At 65.6% G+C, this 23,108-nt stretch carries 17 protein-coding genes; 7 read left to right on the top strand and 10 right to left on the bottom strand.

Features of this window, described 5'->3' with window-relative positions:
- Positions 1-18: 18 nt before the first annotated feature.
- From TPR58_RS03515 to TPR58_RS03485, 7 genes are all read right to left on the bottom strand, one after another.
- Positions 19-1,524 (bottom strand): tryptophan halogenase family protein, encoded by a 1,506-nt coding sequence (locus tag TPR58_RS03515; RefSeq protein WP_346245232.1) that lies wholly within the window; start codon positions 1,522-1,524, stop codon positions 19-21.
- On the bottom strand, positions 1,521-2,552 hold the full coding sequence (locus TPR58_RS03510) for a cupin-like domain-containing protein (protein WP_346245231.1): 1,032 nt from the start codon (positions 2,550-2,552) through the stop codon (positions 1,521-1,523). Before TPR58_RS03510 ends, TPR58_RS03515 begins: the two co-directional genes overlap by 4 nt.
- The gene (locus tag TPR58_RS03505; protein ID WP_346245230.1) at positions 2,545-3,261 is read right to left on the bottom strand and encodes a SapC family protein; all 717 of its coding nucleotides are present in this window, start codon (positions 3,259-3,261) and stop codon (positions 2,545-2,547) included. Before TPR58_RS03505 ends, TPR58_RS03510 begins: the two co-directional genes overlap by 8 nt.
- A complete protein-coding gene (locus TPR58_RS03500) occupies positions 3,262-4,815 on the bottom strand; it encodes a tryptophan halogenase family protein (protein WP_346245229.1) in 1,554 nt (517 codons plus the stop codon). It lies immediately after the preceding gene.
- Between the two features lie 115 nt (positions 4,816-4,930).
- Positions 4,931-7,930: a TonB-dependent receptor gene (locus TPR58_RS03495; RefSeq protein WP_346245633.1), complete on the bottom strand. Its 3,000-nt coding sequence runs from the start codon at positions 7,928-7,930 to the stop codon at positions 4,931-4,933.
- A gap of 218 nt (positions 7,931-8,148) precedes the next feature.
- The gene (locus TPR58_RS03490; protein ID WP_346245228.1) at positions 8,149-9,438 is read right to left on the bottom strand and encodes a serine hydrolase domain-containing protein; all 1,290 of its coding nucleotides are present in this window, start codon (positions 9,436-9,438) and stop codon (positions 8,149-8,151) included.
- A gap of 87 nt (positions 9,439-9,525) precedes the next feature.
- A complete protein-coding gene (locus TPR58_RS03485) occupies positions 9,526-10,833 on the bottom strand; it encodes a sugar transferase (protein WP_346245227.1) in 1,308 nt (435 codons plus the stop codon).
- Between the two features lie 554 nt (positions 10,834-11,387).
- Here TPR58_RS03485 and TPR58_RS03480 point away from each other — a divergent pair.
- Positions 11,388-12,392, top strand: a complete 1,005-nt coding sequence (locus tag TPR58_RS03480; RefSeq protein ID WP_346245226.1) for a M48 family metalloprotease — start codon at positions 11,388-11,390, stop codon at positions 12,390-12,392.
- Positions 12,393-12,455: 63 nt separating this feature from the next.
- On the opposite strand, the gene TPR58_RS03475 is transcribed toward TPR58_RS03480, so the two are convergent.
- Entirely contained in the window at positions 12,456-13,499 is a 1,044-nt protein-coding gene (locus TPR58_RS03475; protein WP_346245225.1) for a rod shape-determining protein, read from the bottom strand.
- Positions 13,500-13,819: 320 nt separating this feature from the next.
- On the opposite strand from TPR58_RS03475, the gene TPR58_RS03470 reads away from it, so the two are divergent.
- Positions 13,820-15,289 (top strand): AMP-binding protein, encoded by a 1,470-nt coding sequence (locus TPR58_RS03470; protein WP_346245224.1) that lies wholly within the window; start codon positions 13,820-13,822, stop codon positions 15,287-15,289.
- Between the two features lie 30 nt (positions 15,290-15,319).
- On the opposite strand, the gene TPR58_RS03465 is transcribed toward TPR58_RS03470, so the two are convergent.
- A complete protein-coding gene (locus tag TPR58_RS03465) occupies positions 15,320-15,976 on the bottom strand; it encodes a response regulator (RefSeq protein ID WP_346245223.1) in 657 nt (218 codons plus the stop codon).
- On the bottom strand, positions 15,976-18,945 hold the full coding sequence (locus TPR58_RS03460; RefSeq protein ID WP_346245222.1) for a sensor histidine kinase: 2,970 nt from the start codon (positions 18,943-18,945) through the stop codon (positions 15,976-15,978). The genes TPR58_RS03465 and TPR58_RS03460 overlap by 1 nt, the downstream gene beginning before the upstream one ends.
- Before the next feature lie 201 nt (positions 18,946-19,146).
- Between TPR58_RS03460 and TPR58_RS03455 the strand changes: the two genes are divergently transcribed.
- The 5 genes from TPR58_RS03455 (at position 19,147) to TPR58_RS03435 (ending at position 23,107) form a co-directional block, all read left to right on the top strand.
- Positions 19,147-19,341: a hypothetical protein gene (locus tag TPR58_RS03455; RefSeq protein WP_346245221.1), complete on the top strand. Its 195-nt coding sequence runs from the start codon at positions 19,147-19,149 to the stop codon at positions 19,339-19,341.
- 51 nt (positions 19,342-19,392) lie between these two features.
- Positions 19,393-20,052 carry an isochorismatase family protein gene (locus TPR58_RS03450; RefSeq protein ID WP_346245220.1) on the top strand — a complete coding sequence of 220 codons (660 nt, stop codon included), beginning with the start codon at positions 19,393-19,395 and terminating at the stop codon, positions 20,050-20,052.
- 75 nt (positions 20,053-20,127) lie between these two features.
- Positions 20,128-20,964, top strand: coding sequence for an alpha/beta fold hydrolase (locus TPR58_RS03445; protein ID WP_346245219.1), 837 nt, complete (start codon positions 20,128-20,130; stop codon positions 20,962-20,964).
- A 20-nt stretch (positions 20,965-20,984) separates the two neighbouring features.
- Positions 20,985-21,179, top strand: a complete 195-nt coding sequence (locus TPR58_RS03440; RefSeq protein ID WP_346245218.1) for a DUF1427 family protein — start codon at positions 20,985-20,987, stop codon at positions 21,177-21,179.
- A complete protein-coding gene (locus tag TPR58_RS03435; protein WP_346245217.1) occupies positions 21,176-23,107 on the top strand; it encodes an amidohydrolase in 1,932 nt (643 codons plus the stop codon). Before TPR58_RS03440 ends, TPR58_RS03435 begins: the two co-directional genes overlap by 4 nt.
- Position 23,108: the final 1 nt, after the last annotated feature.

Genomic DNA, 23,108 nt, shown 5'->3' with positions numbered 1-23,108 from the left:
GTCCCCCCGGCCCCGAACTTAACCTGAAGCAGGGCGGGCAGCACCGCAATAGCGGGCGACATAGGCGGCGTGCTCCGGCAGGGTCGACACGGTCCGGGTCACCTCGTCGCGCAGCATGGTCAACAGGCGCGCCAGTTCGTCATCGCGCAATTTCTCGGCGATCGGATGCCAGGACCGCGGCATGATCCCCTGCCCCATCATCACCTGGACCCAGCTGTTCTCGGCGAACAATTCGTCGTTGCGGCGGAAGACCCGTCCGGTCTCGCGGAACAGCTCGATCTTGTGCGCGAGCGAGTCGGGGATCTCCATCGAGGCGCATTGCCGCCAGAAGGCGCTGTCGCGGCGGTCGGTCGCCTTGTAATGGAGCACCAGGAAATCGCGGATCTGCAGCATGTCGTTATGCTGCTGGTCGTTGAACTCGGCGATGTCGTGCTCGCTGATCCCGGTCAGCGGCATCATCCGGATCAGGCGCAGCACCGCGCGCTGGATCAGGTGGATGCTGGTCGATTCCAGCGGCTCCATGAACCCGCCCGACAAGCCGATAGCGACGCAGTTGCGATGCCATTGCTTGCGGCGCGCGCCCGCACCGAACCTCAGGAAATTGGGCTCGGTCAGTATCTCTCCCTCGACATTGCCGACCAGGCGATCGAGCGCCGCGTCGCGATCGAGATAGCGGCTGCAATAGACGATGCCGTTGCCGACCCGGTGCTGCAGCGGAATGCGCCACTGCCAGCCCGCGTCATGCGCCATTGCGCGGGTATAGGGGACGGCCGGACCCACGCTCTCGGTCTGCAGCGCGATGGCGGAATCGCACGGCAGCCAGTGCGTCCAGTCGTCATGGCCGACATGCAATGCATCGCCGATCAGCAGCGCCCGGAAGCCGGTACAGTCGATGAACAGGTCGCCCTCGACGCGCTGTCCCGAGTCCAGGTGCAGCGCGGCGATGTCGCCGCTTTCCCCGTCCAGTTCGACGCGAGCGATCCGCCCTTCGATACGGGCGGCGCCATCCCCCTCCGCCATCTTGCGCAGGAACTTCGCATACAGCCCGGAATCGAGCTGATAGGCATAGTTCATCCGGTCTTCGGGCAGGTGCGCGAAACGGCCCTTCAACGCGGCGATCAGTTCGAGGCAGTACTCGTCATAGGACGGGTCATGGCCCTTGCTGCGGCCATAGAGCCAGAAATGCTGGAAGCCGGCCGACCAGTGATCCTTGCCGGTCAGGCCGAAGGAATGGAAATAGCGGCTGCCCGGTTCCTTCCAGTCATCGAACAGGATGCCCAGCTTGAACGTCGCCTGGGTGGCGCGCATGAACTCGGCTTCGTTGATGCCGAGCAGTCGGTTGTAATTGACCAGCGGCGGGATCGTCGATTCCCCGACGCCGATCGTGCCGATCGCCTCGGATTCGATCAGGGTCAGGTCGACGGTTCGGCCCAGGGTGCGGGCGATCGCCGCCGCTGCCATCCAGCCGGCGGTGCCCCCGCCGGCGATCACGACGCGGCGCAGGCGCTGATCGGGGTTCGTCATCGGCTCAACGTCCTCAGCAGATAGGCGCGGATCCGGCCCGCGCTTTCGGGGGTCAGCTGCGCCAGGACGCTGCGCGCCTCGGGCGGGATGTGCGACACGACCTCGTCGCCGTTCTCGAACACATAATAGTCGAACATGTCGCGCCAGTGCCGCTTCTCGTCCTCCGGCAGGTCGCGGATGGCGAGCATCGCGAAGGTCAATGCATCCTGCGGCAGGCCCATCCAGCGCGGGGTATCGCGCCACCAGTAATTGACGAGGATGTTGAACGGCGCGAGCCCCTCGACATGGTGCCACCATATGCTGGGGATATGGATCGCATCGCCCGGTTCCAGCTCGACGGTCTGGCCATGGCGCATCGCCTCGCGGAATCGTGGATGGGCGTCGAAATCGGGGGCGCGGAAATCGACCATGCTGATCGCGCGGCCCGCCGGAGTATTGTCGATCGGCCCGAGATAGAGATTGCGGAGCTGGTCGGGAGGAAAGACGGTAAACCGCCGCCTGCCCGCGGCGACGCAGGCGAGATTGTCGGGAAAGTCGTTGTGCGCGGCGATGCGCGTCGCGGTACCGATCCAGATGCTCGCCATCGGCTTGCGCTCGCCCAGATCGACGTGATTGGCCTGGTGCAGGCCGTCGAAATAGTCATGGACGTCGACCGAACCGAGATAGACGGCGCGCGGATCGCCCTTTGCCTCGAGCTTGTCGATATCGGCAAGCACCTCGGGCAGCTTGCCCTGAACCGTCACGAAATTCATGGCCATCGCGGCATCGTAGAACAGCCGGCCGTCGCCGCCGGGCGCGCCCACCGACACAGTGAACGGCCGGTCCCGCCGATGACGCAGAAGATAGTCGCGAGCATCCCGACCGGAGCGCAGCCCGGCCTGGACCAGCGGCCAGTCCTTCACCAGCCCGCGCACGACGAACGGCGCGGTCGCCGCGCGCAGCTGGGCGTCGAGCTGCGCCGCGTCGGCGACGATGACCTCCGGCACCGACGCAAGCTGCGCGAAGATGCCGGCATCGGCCTCAGCCATGGCCGCTGTCGCGATTCTTGCGGGCGACCAGCGCGCCGATGTTCGACAGCGATGCAAGCGCCATGAAGATCGGCATCAGATGGCCGTCGGCATGGAGTTCGGCGACTGCCCCGCCATCGAGGCTGCGCAGCCGATCCTCGTCGATCACATGGAACCCGACCAGCCGGTTGGTCGAGTGATCGGCAAGCGTGATCTCCAGCGTCAGCGGCTCGAGCAGGTCATGGCGGCGCAGCGCGTCGAAGAACCCGGCCGAAGCGCGATAGCCTTCGTCCAGCGCCCCGAGCTTTTCGGCGACCGCATCGAGAAAGGGAGTTGGCCGACCGTCGGGATCGAACGCGCGAACGCCTTCCTCGCCGCCGATGCGCGGGCTGTCCATGTCGACATGGACCTGCTTCGTCGCGGTGTCCCCGGCCGATCCGCCGATCAGGAATGGCTGGATATCCTGCGCCAGCGGCACGTAGCGGGCATCCCATCGCCCGTCGCGCAGGAAAAGGTTCTCGCCATTCTGGAACCCGAACAGGGCAAGCGCGGTGAAGCTGTCGCGTTCCTGGTTGAGGCGGAACAGGATCGGATATTCGTCCTGCACCTGGCGAAACTCATAGGGCATGGTGACGCAGCTCATCACCCCGTCGCCGAGTTCGACGGCGCGGTCGGTGCGGATGCGCAGGTCGCGATGGTCCTCGACCGTGAGCAGTTGGTGTCCGGACATTCAGATCGTCTCCTGATGCGCGGCGGCGCGTAGGGCGGAAAGATAGGCGCGATTGCCCGGCAGGCTGGACGTTAGCGTGCGAGCACGGTGATCGACCTGGCGCAGCGCCGCTGCGGCATCGCCGGATCGGGCGGCCCGCATCGTCCTTGTCGCCGGCGGGGGGAAGCCCATGCCGTAGAGCACATATTGATAGCTTGCCGCCGGAAAGATCTCGTCGATCATGCCCAGATCGTGATGCGAGGGCGGCTGATGCCGCCAGATGTGCAGCAGATCGGTCAGCCTTTCGGGGATCGATGCATGATCGCGATGCGCCCGCCAATAGGGCTCCTCGCGCTGGCTCAGGACATAATGGAGCTTGAGAAACTCGACGATGCGATCCCAGCGATAGCGGAACAGCGTGTTGAACCGCCCGGCGTGGATGTCCATCACGTCGCGCGTCACCGGGAAATTGTCGATCAGCGCGCCCAGCGACAACTCGATCAGGACGATCGCCGAGGCCTCGAGCGGTTCGAGGAACCCGGCCGACAGGCCGATGGCGATGCAGTTGCGCTCCCAGAACCGCTCGCGATGGCCGGAGCGGAAGGTCAGGCGGCGCGGCTCCAACGTGCCGGCCGCCGCCCAGGGCGCGGTGCGGGCGACATAGTCCCGCAGGATATCAAGCGCCTCGTCGTCGCTCAGGAAGTCCGATGCATAGACACAGCCGATGCCGCGGCGTGTCGGCAGGCCGATGTCCCAGATCCAGCCGGCCGCGTGCGCCGTCGCACTGGTCTGCGACGCGATCGCACTGTCCGGCGGCACCGCCAGTTGCAGCGCAAGGGCTCGGTCGTTGAACAAGTCGCCGCTGCGATCGACGAAGCCGACGCCATATTCGCTCCCGATCAGCAGCGCGGCATGGCCGGAGCAATCGACGAACAGATCGCCGGTGACCGGCCCGGAGGACCGCGTTCGCACCACCGCGATATCGCCGTCCTCCGCCCGGTCGACGCCGGTGACATGATCGCGCAGGTGCCGCACGCCCAGTCTCCCGGTGGCGTGACGCATCAGCAGGGTCGCCAGCTTTCCCGCATCGAGATGATAGGCATAGTTCAGCGCGCCGGCGTAATCGGGCATCGCGCGCTGGCGCGGTGCGAGATTGCGTGCGCAGGCGAGCGGCTGGGCAGAGACGGCTTCGGCGAAGGGGCGATCGGGTTGCGAGGCTTGCCAGGCCGCGACCACGTCACGCGGGTCGCCATCGATCGGGGCGACGAACGGGTGGTAATAATGCTCGCCCGGCGCGCCGGTCAGCCAGCCGTCGAAGCGCGAGCCCTGTTTGAACGAGGCGTCGCAGGCGAGGAGAAAATCGCTCTCCGCAATCCCGATCCGATCGAGCGTGGCGCGCATCGTCGGCCAGGTGCCCTCTCCCACGCCGATCGTCGGGATGTCGGGGGATTCGATCAGGGTGACGCGCAGCGGCGGGGTATCCCCGGCCGCGGCGCGGGCGGCGATCAGGCACGCCGCCAACCAGCCGGCGGTGCCGCCGCCGACGATGACGATATTGCTGACAGGCCGGGTCACGCGGTGGTTCCGTTCTCTCCTGGGAGCCGAACCCTGCCCCCCGGGCGTGGAAAAAGCCACCCTCGCAAGAGGATGGCTTTCCCGTGGCCCGATCCGGACAGGGGGCTGACCCGGATCAGAAGTTGAAGCGAACGCCCGCGGAGTAGCGAGCATAACCAGGAGACGCGAAGTTCACGTTGCGCTCAGAGCGAAGGTGACCGCGACGCCCTTCATTGGTCAGGTTGATGCCTTCGACGAACGCAGTCAGCCCCTTGATGACCTCATAGCTCGCGCTCGCATCGATCTGCCAATATTCCTCGATATAGAAGGGATTCGGTCCCGACTGGGTGAGGAACTTGTCGCGCCAGTTCCAGGCGACGCGCGCCTGGAGCCCGTTCTTGTCGTAGAAGGCGACCGCGTTGGCGCTGTCGCTGAGACCGGTCAGCGCGAACTGGGTCACGCTTGACGGCTTGGTGTTGTCGTACACCGCGTCGCCATCGACCTTGGTGTAGTTCAGGATGACGCCGAAGCCGGTATCCCAGAAGCTGTGCTGCAATGCGAACTCCCAGCCCTGAAGCACGGCGGTCTGGCTGCTGTTGACCGGCGTCTGGATCTGGAATTCGAGCAGCGGATCTTCCGGCAGCGCGAAGATTCGACCCTTCGGGTTACCCGCAGGGTCCAGACCTTCGAACTCAGTCGATTCCGGGAAGTTGTTGAAGATATAACTACGAATTGCATCCGCTCCGGCGTTCGGGCCCAGTGCAGCGACTGCGGCCAGATAGCGCGGACCACCGGCAACGGTGCGCAGGCCGAATGCTTCCTGCGTAACCCGTTCCTGCGAAATGAAGTTCGACACGTTCTTGCGGAAATAGCCGACCGACACATAGCTGGTCGGCGCGTAGTACCACTCGGCCGACAGGTCGATATTCTTCGACTTGAACGGCATCAGGCCGGGATTGCCGCGGCTTCCGGTGCCGTTGGCAATGCGGAACTGCGAGTCCAGCGTCAGGCCGCCCTGCAGGCTGCCATAGTCGGCACGCGTGATCGTATGGCTATACGACGCGCGCAGCTTGACGTTCTGGAATGGCGAAACGTCGAAATCGATCGACGGCAGCCAGTTTTGATAGTTGCCCTTGAAGCCAGTGAATTGCGACTCGTCCGACAGGATCACGTAGAACTCGTTAGCAGCATTCCACGAGGTGCCGACCGGTACAGGTACCAGCGCCTGGGAGTCGATGACCGTGTGTTCGTAGCGGACGCCAGCGACGAGATGTGCGGGGTTGCCGAACAGGTCGAACTTGTTCGCGACCTGAAGATAGGGCGAGAGCATCTTTTCGCTGGTCCGGCGATCGACGGTGTAGTCGGCCAGACAGGTGCCCGGCGCGGCCTTGCCCGTCTGCGGGTCGCTACACACCTGATACTTGTTCTCGATCAGATCGACCATCCGCTCGAAATCAAACGTATAGAAGCTCGGGATCATCCCCGCGCCCGCTCCCGATACGCCCTTGAACTTGTCGGGCAGGCTCACGAGGCTGAAGATGTCATCCGGTATATCCGATGCAGGACCTGCACCGCTCCAGGATTCATTCTGGACGAAGCCGTAGGCCGAGCGGACCTTGTTCTCGGTGTAGGACACGCCGAAGTCGATGCTGTCCAGGAAACCGCCGTCATGATCATAGCGGCCGCGCAGCTGGATCTGGTCGATATCGTTGCGGAAATAGGCATTGCGGAATGAATTGCCGGTCGGCGTGATCAGCGAGCGATCCAGCGCATCGACTCCCGGCTGCATCACATAGGAGATAACCGGCAGGTCGTTGTCGAAATTGATCGTCTGGCTCGCGACGCCGAATACGGCGTTGCCGACGGAAACGCTGCTACCATATTTGTTGGTCGGCTTGGATTCCGCGCTCGACGAATGGAAGTCGAGTTCCATCGTCATGTTGCCCGGGGCATCCCAGCGCAGGTTTGCGCCCAGCGATTTGTTCTCGCTGCGGTTCGCGACAAGTGAACCGCTGTACGACAGGTCCTTGCGCTCCGCCGCACCGAAACGCTCGCTGTAGAAGATGGGGCCGGCAACAGGACCGTCCGTCCATTCGCTCGACGTGTCGCCATGGTTGAACCAGATGCCAACATTGCTGTTGCGAACTTCGACGGTGTTGCGTGAATAGGTGTAATCGACAGTCGCTGTCAGCGAGTCGATCGGCCGGAACTGGAGTACTGCCTGTCCATTGATCCGCTCGCGATCGATGTCATTGAGATCATAGGACGCGTTCTGGGCCACCTGATAGACGTCGTTCGGACCGGGGCGATTAATGGCATTGCCGTTTGTGGGTAACTGACCCCAGACATCTACATCCGAACCCAGATAACCGTCGCGCCAGCCGACATTCGCCGTGTTCGTGCTGGCCTTGCGGCGCTGGTACGAACCGACCAGCAGCACACCGATCCGGTCGTCGGCGAACGTGTTGCTGACCAGGCCAGAAAATTCGGGCGTGATCTCGGTACCCTGGTTGTACGAGGTATCGTACACAGCCTTGGCCGACACGCTGCCGCGCAGACCGGGACGATCGAACGGGCGCGGGGTGCGGATGTTGATCGACGAGCCGATGCCGCCCGACGGAATGCTCGCACGGCCGGTCTTGTAGACCTCGACCCCGGCAATGCCTTCGGAGGCGAGATTGGCGAAGTCGAACGAGCGCGAGGCCGGCGCGCTGGCGCCGTCACCCAGCGACGAGGTCGGCATCTGACGGCCGTTAAGGGTCACCAGGTTGAATTCCGGACCGAAGCCGCGGACGGTAACGAACTGGCCCTCACCGTTCGAGCGGTCGATCGACACGCCGGTGATGCGCTGAAGCGACTCGGCCAGGTTGGTGTCGGGGAACTTGCCGATATCCTCGGCGGAGATCGCATCTACGACGCCATATGCGTCGCGCTTGATATCGGCCGATGCGCGAAGGCTGGCGCGGATGCCGGTAACGACGATTTCTTCGCCGGTGTCATCCTGCGTGACGGGCCCATCCTGAGGCGCCGGCGCGGCGGCCTCATCCTGAGCGAGCGCGACGCCAGGTGCGGCAATCGCCAGAACCGACGCTCCGACAACCAGACGAAATAGCGAGCGAGCCTTGAAGCTTTTCATAGATCCTCCCCGTGGAGACATAGGCGCCCTGGGGGCGCTCTTTAGAATGAGAACGTTCACAAATGAGAACGTTCCCTTCTTCTCCCTGTCCAACGTTGTCAAGCAACCTGATGCCGTTGGGCAACCGGATCTGGGCTACGGTTGCAACCGCGCAACAGTTGGTCCCGAGGGCGGGATGGACGGTGCAGCGGACAAGGGCAGGTACGCCCGCCCAGAAGTCAGTCGGTGCCGGGCACCGGCTGACTTGGGTGTGCGACCTCTTCCGGCTTCTGAAGCTCCAGCCAGTCGGTCTGCGGGAGCCCGTAAAGCAGGTCGAAGAATTCCAGTTGCAGTCGGGCAGCCTTGAACTGGTTGCTGTTCCACAACATCACGATGCCACTGCGCTCGGCCGGGTCGAACAGGATGAGCGAGCCATAGCCATCGACCGATCCGCGATGCCCGACCAGGCTATGGCCGGCATAGGTGTAGCTGCGCCAGCCAAGACCATAAGCGGCGTTGGTCAGCGCGCGGTCCATCGGCCCGCGGCGTCCGTGGGGCGGCGTCGACACCCGCGGACGATGCATGATGTCGAGCAGCTTGGGTGACAGCACCGCCGGAGCATCGCCCATCTGCGCACGCATCCAGCGCAAAAGGTCGTTGATCGACGAATTGACGCCGCCTGCCGCGGGGACGTGATAGTAATTGTCGTCGACCCGGGCAGGCACGCGGCCGCGATGGTGCGGCTGTGCCCAGCGTCCGGCACCCTGCAGCCCTGCCCGGCCGATGCTGGCATTCGTCATGCCGAGCGGACCGAACAGCCGTGCGCGCGCGACGCTCGCATAGTCACGCGCCGTCGCGCCTTCGACGATCTCCGACGCCGTATCGAACGCGACATTCTGATAGGCGTAGCAGGTCGCCGGCGGACAGAAGGGCGCCAGCGTCCCGAGTTCGGACCGCAGCGTCTTCGGGTCTTCGCCGGCCTCGAGCCGATCGTCCCAGGCATTTCGAACGAGGCCGAGCCGATGCGACAGCACATCCGCGACGGTGACGTTACGCGTATCACCCGGCAGCGTGAGCGTCGTGTGGAGCGACGCCACCGGAGCATCGAGCGAGAGCTTGCCCTCATCGGCCAGCCCCGCGACCAGCGCCGCCGCCACGCTTTTCGACAGCGAGGCCCAGCGGAACACCGTGTCGGGCGTGATCGGAACGCCGGACCCGGCCACCGTCTCGCCATAGCCCTTCACGAACCGGACCCGCCCGCGCTCGACCGTGCCGACCGCCAGCCCGACCATGTCGGGATCCTGCATGAGTGCGGTGATCCGCGCGTCCAGCCGCCGATAATCGACGCGTGCGGGGGAAGCATCTGCGGGCGGCTCGAGCAGCTTGATGCCGGGAGATGCCTCACCGCCCGAACGAGAGGGCGGCTTGAGATAGGCGGCAACGGCGAGGAAAAGCGCGATGCAAGCAACGAGAATCAGTGCCAGCACCACCGGGAGCCGGCCCGCCCTTCCCGCCTTCGACTTACTCATACGAACTGTGTTTCTCTCTGCGACCCAAATTACCGACGAACTTGCGCCCGCCAGTCCCCGTTCGCGAGGAAACCGAGTCCGGGTCCGTCAGAACGCGTTCTTATGCATCACGACGCCAAAGGTCATCGCTATAATCTTGATGTCGCGCCAGATCGACCAGCCGTGCAGATATTCCAGATCGGCCATCAACCGGTTGGTCAGGTCGTCGCGTCGGTCGGTCGCGCCCCGGAAGCCACGCACCTGCGCCAGTCCCGTCAATCCCGGCTTTGCCGCATGGCGATGCCAGTAGCGACCGTCGATCTCCCAGAACAGCTGGTCCTCAGCCTTGGAACCGAGCGCATGGGGACGCGGCCCGACGATGCTCATATTGCCGATCAGCACGTTGATGAGCTGGGGAAGCTCGTCGATACTGGTCTTGCGGATCACCCGGCCGACACGCGTGATGCGGTCGTCCTTCCGGCCCGTTGAAGACGTACCATGGCCATCGCCGCGATCGGCGTACATGCTGCGGAATTTGAGCATCCGGAACATCTTGTTGCCGCGGCCGATCCGGGTCTGAACGAACAGCACCGGCCCCTTGCTCTCCAGTTTCACCGCAATGGCGGTCAGGATCAACACGGGCGCAATCAGCAGGATCGCACTGCCGGCAACGGCGATGTCGAACAGGCGCTTGAGGATTCGGTCCGGAAGATTCAGCGGCCCCTTCGCAACGACTAGGGTCGCATTACCGCCATAGCTGGCGAGTGCGATCGGACCGATGCTGTTCAACTCCGGCATGAGAAGCTCTGCCTGGACGTTCGCCCCCTGCAGGGCATGAATCCAGTTGGTCCGGTGCGCCGGCGAGCAGTCCAGGATGACCCGATCGGCGCTCTTCAGCGCGGTCGCCAGACGATCATACATTATTGGGCAATCCTCGCCAGGATCGAAGGTCGATGCGGGCAGAACGACCGAATAGTCGCCGCCCGGCGGCGCCAACCGGTCGCTGATCAGGATGATGTTGTAGGGATTGCCGCCGAGGATGGAACGCGCACGATGAAGGAACAGCGCTCGCACGAAGAACAGGATCAGCGCGCTGATGCCGACGCCCAGAACGAATATGGCGCGCGAAAAATCCGTCGACGCCTTCATCGAGAACGCCAGGAAGATCATTGCGGCGGCTGCGACGACGAACGCCTGCATCGAGCGTGCGACGCCCTTGCCCGGATTGACGATCACTTCGGTCGAGAAGGCCCGGGCACCGAACGCCATGGCGAGATAAAGCGGAGACACCGAGAGGCTGATCGTGAGCCACTGATCCGCGAACGCATGGGGATAGAGCAGCTCAGCGAGAAAGAAGCCGGCGAAGATGCAGCAAATGTCGAGCAGAACGAGCGAGAGATGCAGTCTGAACCGCAACGAAGCGCGAGACGGCTGCCATCTCGCATGAGCGGCCTCCACCGACGTATCGGACGCAGAAGCCCGCAAACCGCCTGTTTCCACATTCATCGAAGCCTGCCCCTTCGAAATTCTAGCCGGTTCGGCGTCCGGACTATAACATTTCAATAATTTCACAACGAAGACCGGCGCTTAAATCATTGGTTTCATCGCAAACTCCGCCAAGCCGCTGCACCATTACCGCTCATAGCCTAGATCGATCAGAGACGAGCCTCCGCCTTGACCAAAGCCCTCTCCGTACGCCTGAAACCGGTTCAACACTTCTGTCGACTGCCGCTCGCCGGTACTCGACGAACCATCAACAAGCTCCCGGACGCCCGCCTTATCCGATCCTCAATAGCACCGTCTTGGAAGCAATCGTCGAAACCTGCAGAATCGGTTAGCATAAAATGCCGCACCTGCGAACAAGGAAAGCTGTGCAAAAGCGCATTTGTCCCCGCCCTGCCGAACTCGGTGCGTGGGCATCGAACGGGAGAATTGCCTTTTGCAGACGATGCCGGGATGTAGGGTAGATCATGCCCTGTCGGATCGCCATCACCCTGGTCGCAATATTGGCGTCGCTGATATTCTCGCGCCCGGCCTGGCCCGATATTCAGGACCTTCGGACGCTGCACGAACAGGACAGGTTGGTTACGGGCGTGGGTTATCGCCTTGCAGTTGCGAACGGCCAATTCTGTCGGTCAAATCAACCTCTTCTTGGCTTTTCGGTCCACGACCTGACGCAATATCCGTCGGCCGAGCGGAAGGATGCGCAAGCCACTTTCGGCTTCGGCACTCGGCCGCTCATCCTAGCGGTCGCCGGATCAAGCCCTGCAGCTTCAGCCGGCCTGCGCGCGGGGGACGAACTGCACGCGATCGATCGCCATACGGTGTCGGCGGCGGCATCGCCGCGAGGGCCGGCATCCTATGCAAGAACGAAGGAGGTGCTCGACACGCTCGAACGGGCGGCCGCCGACGGCCATCTGTCGCTCGACATTCGACGAGGGGAACGCGCGATGACGATCGACGTCGCGCTCGAAACCGGCTGCCCCACCCGATTCTTCGTCAATCCTGATGACGAACTTCAGTCCAAGGCAGACGGCGTCTATGCCCAGATCAATTCGGGCATGATCCGCTTTGCCGGTGACGAGGATCAGGTCGCGGCAATGCTCGCGCACGAATTCGCCCATAACATTCTTCGCCATCGCATCCGGCTGGAAGCTGCCGGTGTCCGGCGTGGCATATTCGGCCAATTGGGCCGCAGCGCGAGGCTGATCCGGCAAACCGAAGTGGAAGCGGACCGGCTCAGCGTGTATCTGATGGCCAACGCCGGCTACCCGCCCGCAGCGATCGTGACATTCTGGACCCGATATCGCGGGGCCCATCCGCTCAACCAGATCGCCGCACCGACGCATCTCGGCCCCGGCGACCGGATCGCCGTGGTCAACACCGAGATCGGCAACCTGACGCGGATGAAGGCGGCAGGCCAGCAGCCGAAGCCCAGTTTCATGACGGGCGATACGCTGCCCGAGCTTCGCTGAAATCTCGGTCCAACGCCCCGCCGATGGCAGAGCCCATGCGCCCCGTATCGACGGCGTGGCGGATCAAAAACTGTACATGACCCCGCGATATTTCGGATCTTCCAGCGCCAGCCCGGCACCGGTCGCGACGCACATCAGCGCGTTGTCGGCAACGGTGACCGGCAACCCGGTCGCGTTCGACAGCACCTCGTCGAGGCGTGACAGGAGGCTGCCGCCGCCGGTCATGACGATCCCCTGGTCGTGGATATCGGCCGCAAGTTCGGGTTCGGCCTTTTCCAGGGCGGATAGCACCGCCTCGACGATCTGAGCCGTCAGGTCGGACAGGAAATTGGCGATTTCGCCCTGGCTGACCTCCACCTCGGCAGGCATGCCCTTGAGCAGGTCGCGGCCGCGCACGCCGATCACCTGCCCCACCCCGTCGGCCGGAGCGAGCGCGGTTCCGATCTCGACCTTGATGCGTTCCGACGTCGCGTCGCCGACCATCAGATTGTGACGGCGGCGAATGCCCGATGCGATCGCTTCGTCCATGCGGTCCCCGCCGACCCGGATCGAGGCGCTGTAGGTCAGTCCGCGCAGCGACAGGATCGCCACCTCGGTCGTGCCGCCGCCGATATCGACGACCATCGCGCCCAGCGGTTCGGTTACCGGCAGGCCCGCGCCGATCGCGGCGGCCATCGATTCCTCGATCAGGCTCACGTTGCGCGCGCCGGCATTGGTCGCGGCCTTCTGGATCGCGCGTCGCTCGACCTGGGTCGCGCTGCTGGGGATACTGATCGCGATGTCGGGACCGCGAGCGAACCGCCGCTTTCCCCCGCGCGCCTTCTCGATGAAATATTTGAGCATCTGCTCGGCCATTTCGAGATCGGCGATCACGCCGTCCCGCATCGGTCGGATCGTCTTGACGTTGCCGGGCGTCTTGCCGAGCATCAGCTTGGCCTCGGCACCGATCGCGCGGACCCGGGGAATGCCGCCAACGGTCTCCATCGCCACGACCGAGGGCTCGTTGAGGACGATTCCGCTGCCGCGAAGATAGACGACCGTGTTCACGGTCCCGAGGTCGATGGCAAGGTCATGGGACCCGCCGGAAAAGCTACGCAGAAACCGCATTGACATCAATCTGTTGCCATCGGCAGCGGCCCGCACCGGCGCGAGCCCCACTCGATGGGTGGAACCGCCGGGTGGGCAAGCCGCGATGACCGGTCAAGCGGCTTCGCGCCTGCACGAGCGGCGCGAGCGGTCAATTGATGTCATAGCGTCACAATCGGGGCCGGCCGGGCTGCTGATGCGTCGAACTGCAGCGACCGGGATGATGTGATAGCGTTCGGCGGCGGCATTAATCGCCAACGCATTTGGGGCTTCGTCCAGCGGGCTTCCGATACGGACAGCAATTGTGCCAGTCTGCTTCCCATCCAATCAGGGCCTCTACCATGACCGATATGACCGCATCCTTCTGGACCAGAGTGTCAGGCCGCCTGTCCGAGGCTCGGTCGGTGGTCCTGTCCGCCGGCGATCGCACGCTCAACGGACCGGAATTGCTCGCCGAGGTCGAGCGCTGGGCGGGGATGCTGGCGGGCCTGGGCATCGGCAAGGGAGACCGCGTCGCCGTGCAGGCGGGCAAGTCGCTCGATCTCGTCCTTCTGTATCTTGCGGCGCTTCGGATCGGCGCGATCTACCTGCCGCTGAACACCGGCTATACCGACCAGGAAATCACCTATTTCGTCGGCAATGCCGATCCGGTGCTGCTGGTGCGCGACGACGCGCGCGAGCCGCTGGCGGGCGTCCAGGTCCGCGCGATTTCCGATCTCGCCACGTTTGCCGCAGGAACCCCGCCGCCAGCCCCGGCGCATGACGCGACCGCCGATGATCTGGCCGCGATCGTCTACACATCGGGTACGACCGGCGTCTCGAAAGGGGCGATGATCAGTCACGGCAACCTGCTGGCCAATGCAGAGGCGCTGGTCGCGACATGGGAACTGGCGCCGGCCGATCGCCTGCTGCACGCGCTGCCCTTGTTCCACATTCACGGGCTGTTCGTCGCATTGAACACGATGCTGCTGGCGGGCGGACGCACCGACCTGATTCCCGAATTCAACCCGAAGGCGGTGCTGGCGGGCCTGTCGCAGGCCACACTCTTCATGGGCGTGCCGACCTATTATACCCGATTGCTCGCCGAATCCGGGCTCGATGCGGAATCGGTCTCAGGCGTCCGGGCCTTCATCTGCGGATCGGCGCCGTTGACGCCGCAGACCTTCGAGGCGTTCGAGGCCAGGACCGGCCACCGGATCCTCGAACGCTATGGCATGTCCGAATGCGGAATCATCGCTTCCAACCCCCTGCGCGGCGAGCGTATCGCAGGATCGGTCGGACGCCCGCTGCCGGGATTCGACGCGCGCATTGCCAATGGCGAAGCGATCGGCGTGCTGGAGGTGCGCGGGCCGAGCGTCTTCGGCGGATATTGGCGGATGCCAGAAAAGACGCGCCAGGAGTTTCGCGACGACGGCTATTTCGTCACCGGCGACGTCGCGACGATCGACCCGCACGGCGTGATCCGCATCGTCGGGCGCGACAAGGACATGATCATTTCGGGCGGCCTCAACGTCTATCCCAAGGAGATCGAGGAGCGGATCAACGACCTTCCCGGCGTCGTGGAATCGGCAGTCATCGGCCTGCCCCATGCCGATTTCGGCGAAGCGGTCGCCGCCGTCGTGCATGCCCGATCGCCCGAAGACTTCGACGGTGCGGCGCTGATCGCCACGCTGCGCGGCGAACTGGCGGGGTTCAAGCTGCCCAAGGCCGTGTTCGTGGTGCCCGAACTCCCGCGCAACACGATGGGCAAGGTGCAGAAGGCGGCGCTGCGCGCGCGCTATTCGTCCCATTTCTCCGCAGAGGGCCGATGACCGCGGGCCGGTGATCGCGTCGGTACCCCCTCAGCTCAGATAGCCCCGCCGTACCGCGATGGTCACGGCATGGGTGCGGTCGTCGACGCCCAGCTTCTCGAAAACCGACTTCAGGTGCGATTTCACCGTCTCGATCGACAGTGAGAGCTGCCAGGCGATCTGCTTGTTCGGATGCCCCTCGGCGACCAGGCGCAGCACATCGATCTCGCGCTCGCTCAACCGGTCCTGCGGCGCATGCAGCGCCAGTTGCTGGGCGACGTCGGCGGAAATCACGCGGCGGCGCGCGTGAACCGCGCGAACCGTGTCGATCAATTCCTTGCGCAGGCAGGATTTGAGGAGATAGCCGGCGGCGCCCGCCTGGATCGCGCGGTGCGCCTGGGCATCGCCGGGATAGGTCGTCAGGATCAGCACCGCCGCATCGGGCTGCTCGGCGCGGATCGCCTCCAGCGCCTCTATGCCACCGAGGCCGGGCATCTGGACGTCCATCAGCACCACATCCGGGCGATGATCGCGGAACATCGCCAGCGCCTCATGCCCGTCGCTGGCCTCGCCGATGATCGTGACATCCTCGTGCCGGGTCAGCGCGGCGCAGATCCCCTCGCGCATCATCGGATGGTCATCGACCACCAGCACGCGGATCGGCGGGCCGCCCGCCGGCGAACCGGCCCTGTCTCTGGAAAGGTCCATCAGCGGTCCTGGCTGTCCTCGCGTGCTCCTGCGCGGTATACCATCGCGGCGGGCGCTGTCACGGTGACTTGGGTTCCCCCCTCACGCCTGCGTTCGATCATGAGAACGCCGCCGAACCGGGCCGCCCGCTCGCGCATACCGGGGATCCCGTAATGGCCGCGGCGGCCTTCCCTGGCGATCTCGGCGGGGATACCGATCCCGTCATCGGTGATACGCAGCATCAGGCCGCCCGGCCGATACTGAAGCTCGACGCTCACATCCGATGCATGGGCATGCCGCGCGACGTTGAAGAGCACCTCCGAAGCGATGCTGGCCAGCTCGTCCCAGGCGACGACGTCGATCGGGCGTGCGGTGCCGCTGGATCGCACCGCCGCGGTGATCGCAGTTCCGGCAAGCTGTCGCCGCGCGATCTCGCGCAGCGCAGCCTCGGGGTCGGCGCTCCCTTCGGTCCGGCGAAGGTCGCGCAGGCGATCGCGCCCCTCGGCCAGCACCATGTCCGCGCGATCCATGGCGTCGTCGAGATCAGGACGCGCCTCATGATTGGCGGGCAGCCCGTCGATGGCGAACTGGAACCGCAGCATCAGCGCCTGGATCGATTGCAGCAGCGTATCGTGAATGTCGCGGGCAACGCTCTCGCGCTCGCGCAGCCGATCCAGCAGGCGCGAGCGGATCTGGCGCGCCAGGACGCGGACACGGATGCGATAGGCGATCCAGAGCAGCGCCAGCGCCGCGACCAGACAGATCAGCTTGAACTTCCAGCTTTGCAGGAAGGTCGCCGGAATCTCGAACGCCAGTGTCTGTCCGTCGCGGTTCCAGGTACCGTCGGCATTCACCCCGATGACGCGGAACACATATCGCCCGGGCGAAAGGTTGGTGTAGGTCGCCTCCCGCCGGTTGCCCGCGCCCGTCCAGTCCCCTGCCTGTCCTTCGAGCCGGAAATAGGCGGCGTTGCGGCTGGGCACGGCCAGGCTGTTGACCGCGAAGCCGATCTGTACGGTGTGCGTGCCCTTCGGAAGCACCACCCGCCCCGACGGATCGCGCCACCGCGTGCCCCCGGCCGACAGGCTACGGATATGGATCGGCGGCGGCAGCGCATCTGCCCCGAGTTGCGACGGGTCGGCGACCAGCGGCCCCGCACGCGTCGCGACAATCACACGACCGTCGCCGACCGCCGCGACCTGAGCTCCGCGAAAGCTGATCGCCTGCCCGCGCGTCTCATAGCCGTCATGCGCGTCGAACGTCCGGTGCGCGATTCCCGCGCCGGGACGGGCAAAGCCCTGATCCAGATCCTGCGCCGCCACCCGCACGATGCCGGACCGGGCGAGGAACCAGGCCGCGCCGTCGCTCCCCTGCGCCATGCCGCGTACCCCGGCCAGCCAGGGATTGGCCGCAGTGCCGATCCGCTGCACCCTTCCGCCCTGAATCCGCGCAATGCCGCCGGCGCCGCTGGCATAGACCCCTGCCCCGGACGACCAGAGTGCCGCGATCGGGCCGATGCCGAGCTGTCGGGCAGAGATGCGACCCTGCGCCTCGGGGGTCAGCCGCAGCAGATCCGCCGCGCCGGTATTGACGAGCACGCCAGCGCCCTGCGGGTCCGGCACGATATCCATCACGCCGCCCCCGGTGCCTGCAGACGGCACCTGCCGCCAGGCCCCGCGAGCGCCCGTCCAGATCGCGCCCTCGCCATCCAGCCACAACCTGCCGTCACGATCCTGGGCGCAACTCGTCGGCGTCATCCGGTCGGGCGGCAGGGCGAAGCCGATGCTCTCACCCCCGCCATCGCGCGTCACCCGCCCGGCATGGACCGCCCAGACCCCGCCGTCCACCGCCGGACACAGGGCGCCGATCCGACCGACACCGTCCTGGACCACGCGCCCGGGCGTGCCAGGCGCGATGGCGTAGAGGCGATGCGCCGCCGCTACGAAGACGGTGCCGTCGATCGCCCTCGCCATCTTCAGACCATCCTGCACGTCCGGTGGGATCAGAGGAATGCGCGCAATGGCGACGGGGCGGTAGCGATCGAGGCCCGCATCGGTTGCGACCCAGATGCTGCCTTCGCGGTCGACGAACGTTTCGATCGTCGCGTCGGAGGTCAGCAGGCGCCCGGCCTGCAGCCGCTCGAGCGGAACCGCGGCTGCCGGATCGATCCGGAACAGGCCGACGCCCCGCGTGGTCCCCCAGATGCCGCCGCGGCGGTCGAACGCGAGCGAGGGAACGGCGGCACCGGGCACGGCAGGGAAGATCCGATCGCCGGACGTCGCCGTGCCGAGCCGATCGCGGATCCGGCGCGTTCCCAGGCCGTCGGAGATCCACAGCGCATCATCGGGCGCACGTCCAAGCATGGTGAAGCCGACGCGATCCGGGGCCGCGACAAAGCGGCTTGCGCCCCAGGGCAGCCGCGCCAGGCTTCCGACTTCGCGGCTCTGCCCCAGCGAAACCCACAGGCTGTCGTCGGCGGTCGTGGCCATCGAGGCGATCTCGCCAGGCGGCAGCCCGACGACATAGTCCATCAGCCGCCACTCGCCCTTGAAATAGCGGAACAGGCGATCCCCCTGCCCGCCCCACGACGCCCAGATGGCGCCGTCGCGGGTCTGGGCGAATTTCAGGATCGACGGCGGGGCATCCCGCATCGGCACCGGGACTAGCCGGCCGGACCGATAGATCGCGGCCCCCGCATTCTGGTTGAAGCCGACCCAGATGGTGCCTGTCCGGTCGCGGAAGATCGAGGTCGGGATGGCATTGGCGAACCGGCTGTCGCGCGGCAGCGGGATCCGCTCGAAGCTCAGTCCGTCGAACCGATAGACGCCTTCGGTCGAGGCCAGCCAGAGATAGCCGTCGCGCGACTGGGTGATCCCGACAAGATTTCCGGGGGCACCCTGTTCCGGGGTCCAGCTGCTGTGCTTGAACCCCTCGGTCCCCGCGGTCACCGCCTGCGTCGGCATCAGCATCGCCAGACCGAGCAGCCGCATCCGCCATCGTCGCACGCGCGAATCCCCCTTCACCTCGGCCTACGGGTAGCGATCGGCATAGCGCATGGCGAGCGGCGTCGCTCACCCGAATGGGGGATCGGATTGCCCCCCCTGTCAGTGGGCCAGTCCGATTGCACCGGGTCTATTCATCCTCCTGTCGATCGCCGTCGAGGCGGCCGGCGAGAAGGGGGGAGATGATCCATGCCGATGCCACCGACTGTCGCACCGTCGCCGCACACGGAAGCCCGCACTGCCGCAAGGCTGGTCGCGGGCATCGCCGGCCTGGTGATCCTCCCGCTGCTCTGTGCCGCCGCGCGGGAGGCCGGATGGCCGGCGGCGATCCTGTTGCTGAGCGTCGGCGCGGTCATCGCGCTGTCGCGATCCCGCCCGGCCTGAACCGATCCATTCCGAACCATCACAGCATAGCCCGACATCTGAAAGGACCCCATGATGCCCACCGCAACCGCAACGCCCGGCAAGACCCTGCTCTCCGGCACCGATCACGCGCTGGTCCTGATCGATTTCCAGTCGCAAATGGCCTTTGCGACCAAGTCGATCGCGGCCGAACTTCTGCGCAACAACGCCGCGTTGATCGCCAATGCCGCCGCGGGTTTCGCAGTCCCCACCGTCCTGACCACGGTCGCCGAGAAGAGCTTCTCCGGCCCGATGTTCACCGAGATTACCGACCCGTTTCCGGGCCAGGCGCTGCTCGACCGCACATCGATGAACACCTGGGAAGATGCAGCGGTGATCGAGGAGATCAACCGCCTCGGGCGCTCGCGGCTCGTCTTCGCAGGACTCTGGACATCGGTCTGCATCGTCGGGCCGGTGCTGTCGGCGATCGACCAGGGTTTCGAGACCTATGTGATCACCGACGCCTGCGGCGACATCTCCGAGGAAGCGCATGAGCGCGCCGTTGCCCGCATGGTCCAGGCCGGCGCCCGGCCGATGACGGCGCTCCAGTATCTGCTCGAGCTCCAGCGCGATTGGGCGCGGGGCGAGACCTATGAGCTGACCACCGGCATCGCCCGCCAATGGGGCGGCGCCTACGGCCTGGGGGTCACCTACGCCAAGACCATGTTCGGCGCCTCCGAAGGCGGCCGCTGACGCCCCGGGCGGGCGGCGAGCCGCGCCGTCCGCCTCGTTCCCCCGCGTACCTACCTCCCGGAAAAGGAATCTGACATGACCACCATCACCACGCAGGACGGCACCGAGATCTTCTTCAAGGACTGGGGCCCGAAGGACGCGCAGCCGATCATGTTCCACCATGGCTGGCCCCTGTCGTCGGACGACTGGGACAGCCAGATGCTGTTCTTCTTCAACCAGGGTTTCCGCGTCGTCGCGCATGATCGCCGCGGCCATGGCCGTTCGGCGCAGGTCGATTTCGGCCATGACATGGATCACTATGCGTCCGACGCGGCGGCCGTGGTCGCGCATCTCGACCTGAAGAACGCTGTCCATATCGGCCATTCGACCGGTGGCGGCGAAGTGGCAGCCTATGTCGCGCGCCACGGCATTCCCCAGGGCCGCGTCGCCAAGGCCGTGCTGGTCGCCTCGGTCCCGCCCGTCATGCTCGACACCGAACGCCATCCCGGTGGCCTGCCGATGGCGGCGTTCGACGGCCTGCGCAGCGCGCTAGCCGCCAACCGCGCCCAGTTCTTCCGCGAGGTGGCGGACGGCCCCTTCTACGGCTTCAACCGTCCCGGCGCGGAGATGAAGCAGGCGATCACCGACAATTGGTGGCGTCAGGGCATGATGGGCAGCAGCCTCGCCCATTATCTCGGCATCAAGGCATTCTCCGAGACCGACCAGACGGACGATCTCAAGGCGATGTCCGTGCCGACCCTGGTTCTTCAGGGCGATGACGATCAGGTCGTCCCGTACAAGCATGCCGCGCTGCTCCAGGCCGAGCTGCTGCCGGACGCGACGACCAAGATCTATCCCGGCTTCTCGCACGGCATGCTGACGGTGAATGCGGAAACGCTGAACGCCGATCTGCTCGCCTTCATCCGCGGCTGACGGTCGAGGGAGCGGCATCCATGAAACCCTATCTGCTCTCCCTGGGGGCCGGGCTGATCGTCGGCATCGTCTACAGCCTGATGGGTGTCCGCTCCCCCGCCCCGCCGACGATCGCGCTGATCGGGCTCGCCGGCATGCTGGCCGGCGAGCAGATCCTGCCGCTGGCCAAGCGCCTGTCGGCCATCGCCATCACCCGCGAGGACTCCCGACCATGATGGACCTGACCCGTCGCGGCGCGCTTGCCGGCGCCGTCACCACCGCCCTGCTGACCGCCACGGAGGCTTTCGCCATGTCCGACCCCGACCTGATCATCGTCAACGCCAAGGTCACCACACTCGATCGCGCGAATCCCAGCGCGGACGCCGTGGCGATGCGGGGCGGCAAGTTCCTGGCCGTGGGGTCCGAGGCCCAGGTCCGCGCGGCGGTCCGCCCCGGTGCGACGCGGATCGACGCCCGCGGCCGCCGCCTGATCCCGGGCCTGATCGACAGCCATATCCACGTCATCCGCGGCGGGCTGAACTATAACATGGAGCTGCGCTGGGACGGCGTCCCGACGCTGGCCGACGCGATGGCGATGCTGAAGCGACAGGTCGCGAACACGCCGCCACCGCAATGGGTGCGCGTGGTCGGCGGCTTCACCGAGCATCAGTTCGCCGAGAAGCGCCTCCCGACGCTGGCCGAGATCAACGCGGTCGCGCCCGAAACGCCGGTCTTCATCCTGCACCTCTATGATCGCGCGCTGCTGAACGCCGCGGCGCTCCGCGTGGTCGGCTATACGAAGGACACGCCCAACCCGCCGGGGGGCGAGATCATGCGGGATTCCTCCGGAAACCCGACCGGACTGCTGCTTGCGCAGCCCAATGCGACGATCCTCTATGCCACTTTGGCCAAGGGGCCGAAGCTGCCCGAGGAATATCAGCTGAACTCGACCCGCCACTTCATGCGCGAGTTGAACGGCCTGGGCGTGACCAGCGTGATCGACGCCGGCGGCGGGTATCAGAACTATCCCGACGATTATCGCATCATCGAGAAGCTGCACGGCGACGGGCAACTGACGCTGCGCATCGCGTACAACCTGTTCACCCAGAAGCCGAAGGAAGAGCTGAAGGATTTCGCAAGCTGGTCGACCCAGGTGAAGCCCGGCGACGGCGACGACACCTATCGCCATAACGGCGCGGGCGAGATGCTGGTCTATTCGGCGGCGGACTTCGAGGATTTCCGCGTCGAGCGGCCCGAAATGCCGCCGAGCATGGAATCCGATCTTGAGCCGGTCGTCCGGCTGCTGGCCGAGCGGCGCTGGCCGTGGCGGCTGCACGCAACCTATGACCAGACCATCTCCCGCGCGCTCGATGTCTTCGAGAAGGTGAACCGCGACATCCCGCTGCAGGGATTGAACTGGTTCTTCGACCATGCCGAGACGATCAGCGAGCGCAACATCGATCGCATCGCCGCGCTGGGCGGCGGGATCGCGGTGCAGCACCGGATGGCGTTCCAGGGCGAGTATTTCGTCGAGCGCTATGGCGCAAAGGCAGCCGAGGCGACACCGCCGATCAAGCGAATGCTCGACACAGGGCTGCCGGTCGGTGCCGGCACCGATGCGACCCGTGTCGCCAGCTACAACCCCTGGGTGTCGCTGTCCTGGCTGGTCACCGGGCGCACGCTGGGCGGGCTCGGCCTCTATCCCGTTCGCAATCGGCTCGATCGCGAAACCGCCTTGCGCCTCTGGACCGAGCGCAACACCTGGTTCTCGAACGAGGTCGGCAAGAAGGGCCAGATCAAGCAGGGACAGCTCGCCGACCTTGCCCTGCTGTCCGACGACTATTTCAGCGTCGCGCAGAGCGAGATCGCGCAGCTGCGATCGGTGCTGACGCTGCTCGGCGGTACCGTCGTGCACGGCGAAGGCGACTATGCCGACATCGCCCCCGCCCTGCCGCGACCGATGCCGGACTGGTCGCCCGTTGCCACCTTCGGCGGCTATCATCGCGCGCCCGAGACGGCGAAGAAGCTTGCCTCGGCCTGTAGCTGCCACAGCGCGTGCGCGGTGCACGGACACGATCATGCCGCGGCGCTGGGGGCATCGGCACCGGCCGCCGATGTGCAGAGCTTCTGGGGCAGCTTCGGCTGCGGCTGCTGGGCGATCTGAC

It is taken from the genome of Sphingomonas rustica, from assembly GCF_039652585.1.
Taxonomy (GTDB): Bacteria; Pseudomonadota; Alphaproteobacteria; order Sphingomonadales; family Sphingomonadaceae; genus Sphingomonas; species Sphingomonas rustica.
The sequence above is the reverse complement of the archived record's forward strand: the minus strand, read 5'-3'. Positions and strand labels throughout refer to the sequence as shown.

Bases quoted from the DNA above. Each gene is read 5' to 3' on its own strand.
- TPR58_RS03515 (WP_346245232.1), bottom strand. From the start codon at position 1,524: ATGACGAACCCCGATCAGCGCCTGCGCCGCGTCGTGATCGCCGGCGGG.
- TPR58_RS03510 (WP_346245231.1), bottom strand. From the start codon at position 2,552: ATGGCTGAGGCCGATGCCGGCATCTTCGCGCAGCTTGCGTCGGTGCCG.
- TPR58_RS03505 (WP_346245230.1), bottom strand. From the start codon at position 3,261: ATGTCCGGACACCAACTGCTCACGGTCGAGGACCATCGCGACCTGCGC.
- TPR58_RS03495 (WP_346245633.1), bottom strand. From the start codon at position 7,930: ATGAAAAGCTTCAAGGCTCGCTCGCTATTTCGTCTGGTTGTCGGAGCG.
- TPR58_RS03490 (WP_346245228.1), bottom strand. From the start codon at position 9,438: ATGAGTAAGTCGAAGGCGGGAAGGGCGGGCCGGCTCCCGGTGGTGCTG.
- TPR58_RS03480 (WP_346245226.1), top strand. From the start codon at position 11,388: ATGCCCTGTCGGATCGCCATCACCCTGGTCGCAATATTGGCGTCGCTG.
- TPR58_RS03475 (WP_346245225.1), bottom strand. From the start codon at position 13,499: ATGCGGTTTCTGCGTAGCTTTTCCGGCGGGTCCCATGACCTTGCCATC.
- TPR58_RS03470 (WP_346245224.1), top strand. From the start codon at position 13,820: ATGACCGATATGACCGCATCCTTCTGGACCAGAGTGTCAGGCCGCCTG.
- TPR58_RS03465 (WP_346245223.1), bottom strand. From the start codon at position 15,976: ATGGACCTTTCCAGAGACAGGGCCGGTTCGCCGGCGGGCGGCCCGCCG.
- TPR58_RS03460 (WP_346245222.1), bottom strand. From the start codon at position 18,945: ATGCGGCTGCTCGGTCTGGCGATGCTGATGCCGACGCAGGCGGTGACC.
- TPR58_RS03455 (WP_346245221.1), top strand. From the start codon at position 19,147: ATGCCGATGCCACCGACTGTCGCACCGTCGCCGCACACGGAAGCCCGC.
- TPR58_RS03450 (WP_346245220.1), top strand. From the start codon at position 19,393: ATGATGCCCACCGCAACCGCAACGCCCGGCAAGACCCTGCTCTCCGGC.
- TPR58_RS03445 (WP_346245219.1), top strand. From the start codon at position 20,128: ATGACCACCATCACCACGCAGGACGGCACCGAGATCTTCTTCAAGGAC.
- TPR58_RS03440 (WP_346245218.1), top strand. From the start codon at position 20,985: ATGAAACCCTATCTGCTCTCCCTGGGGGCCGGGCTGATCGTCGGCATC.
- TPR58_RS03435 (WP_346245217.1), top strand. From the start codon at position 21,176: ATGATGGACCTGACCCGTCGCGGCGCGCTTGCCGGCGCCGTCACCACC.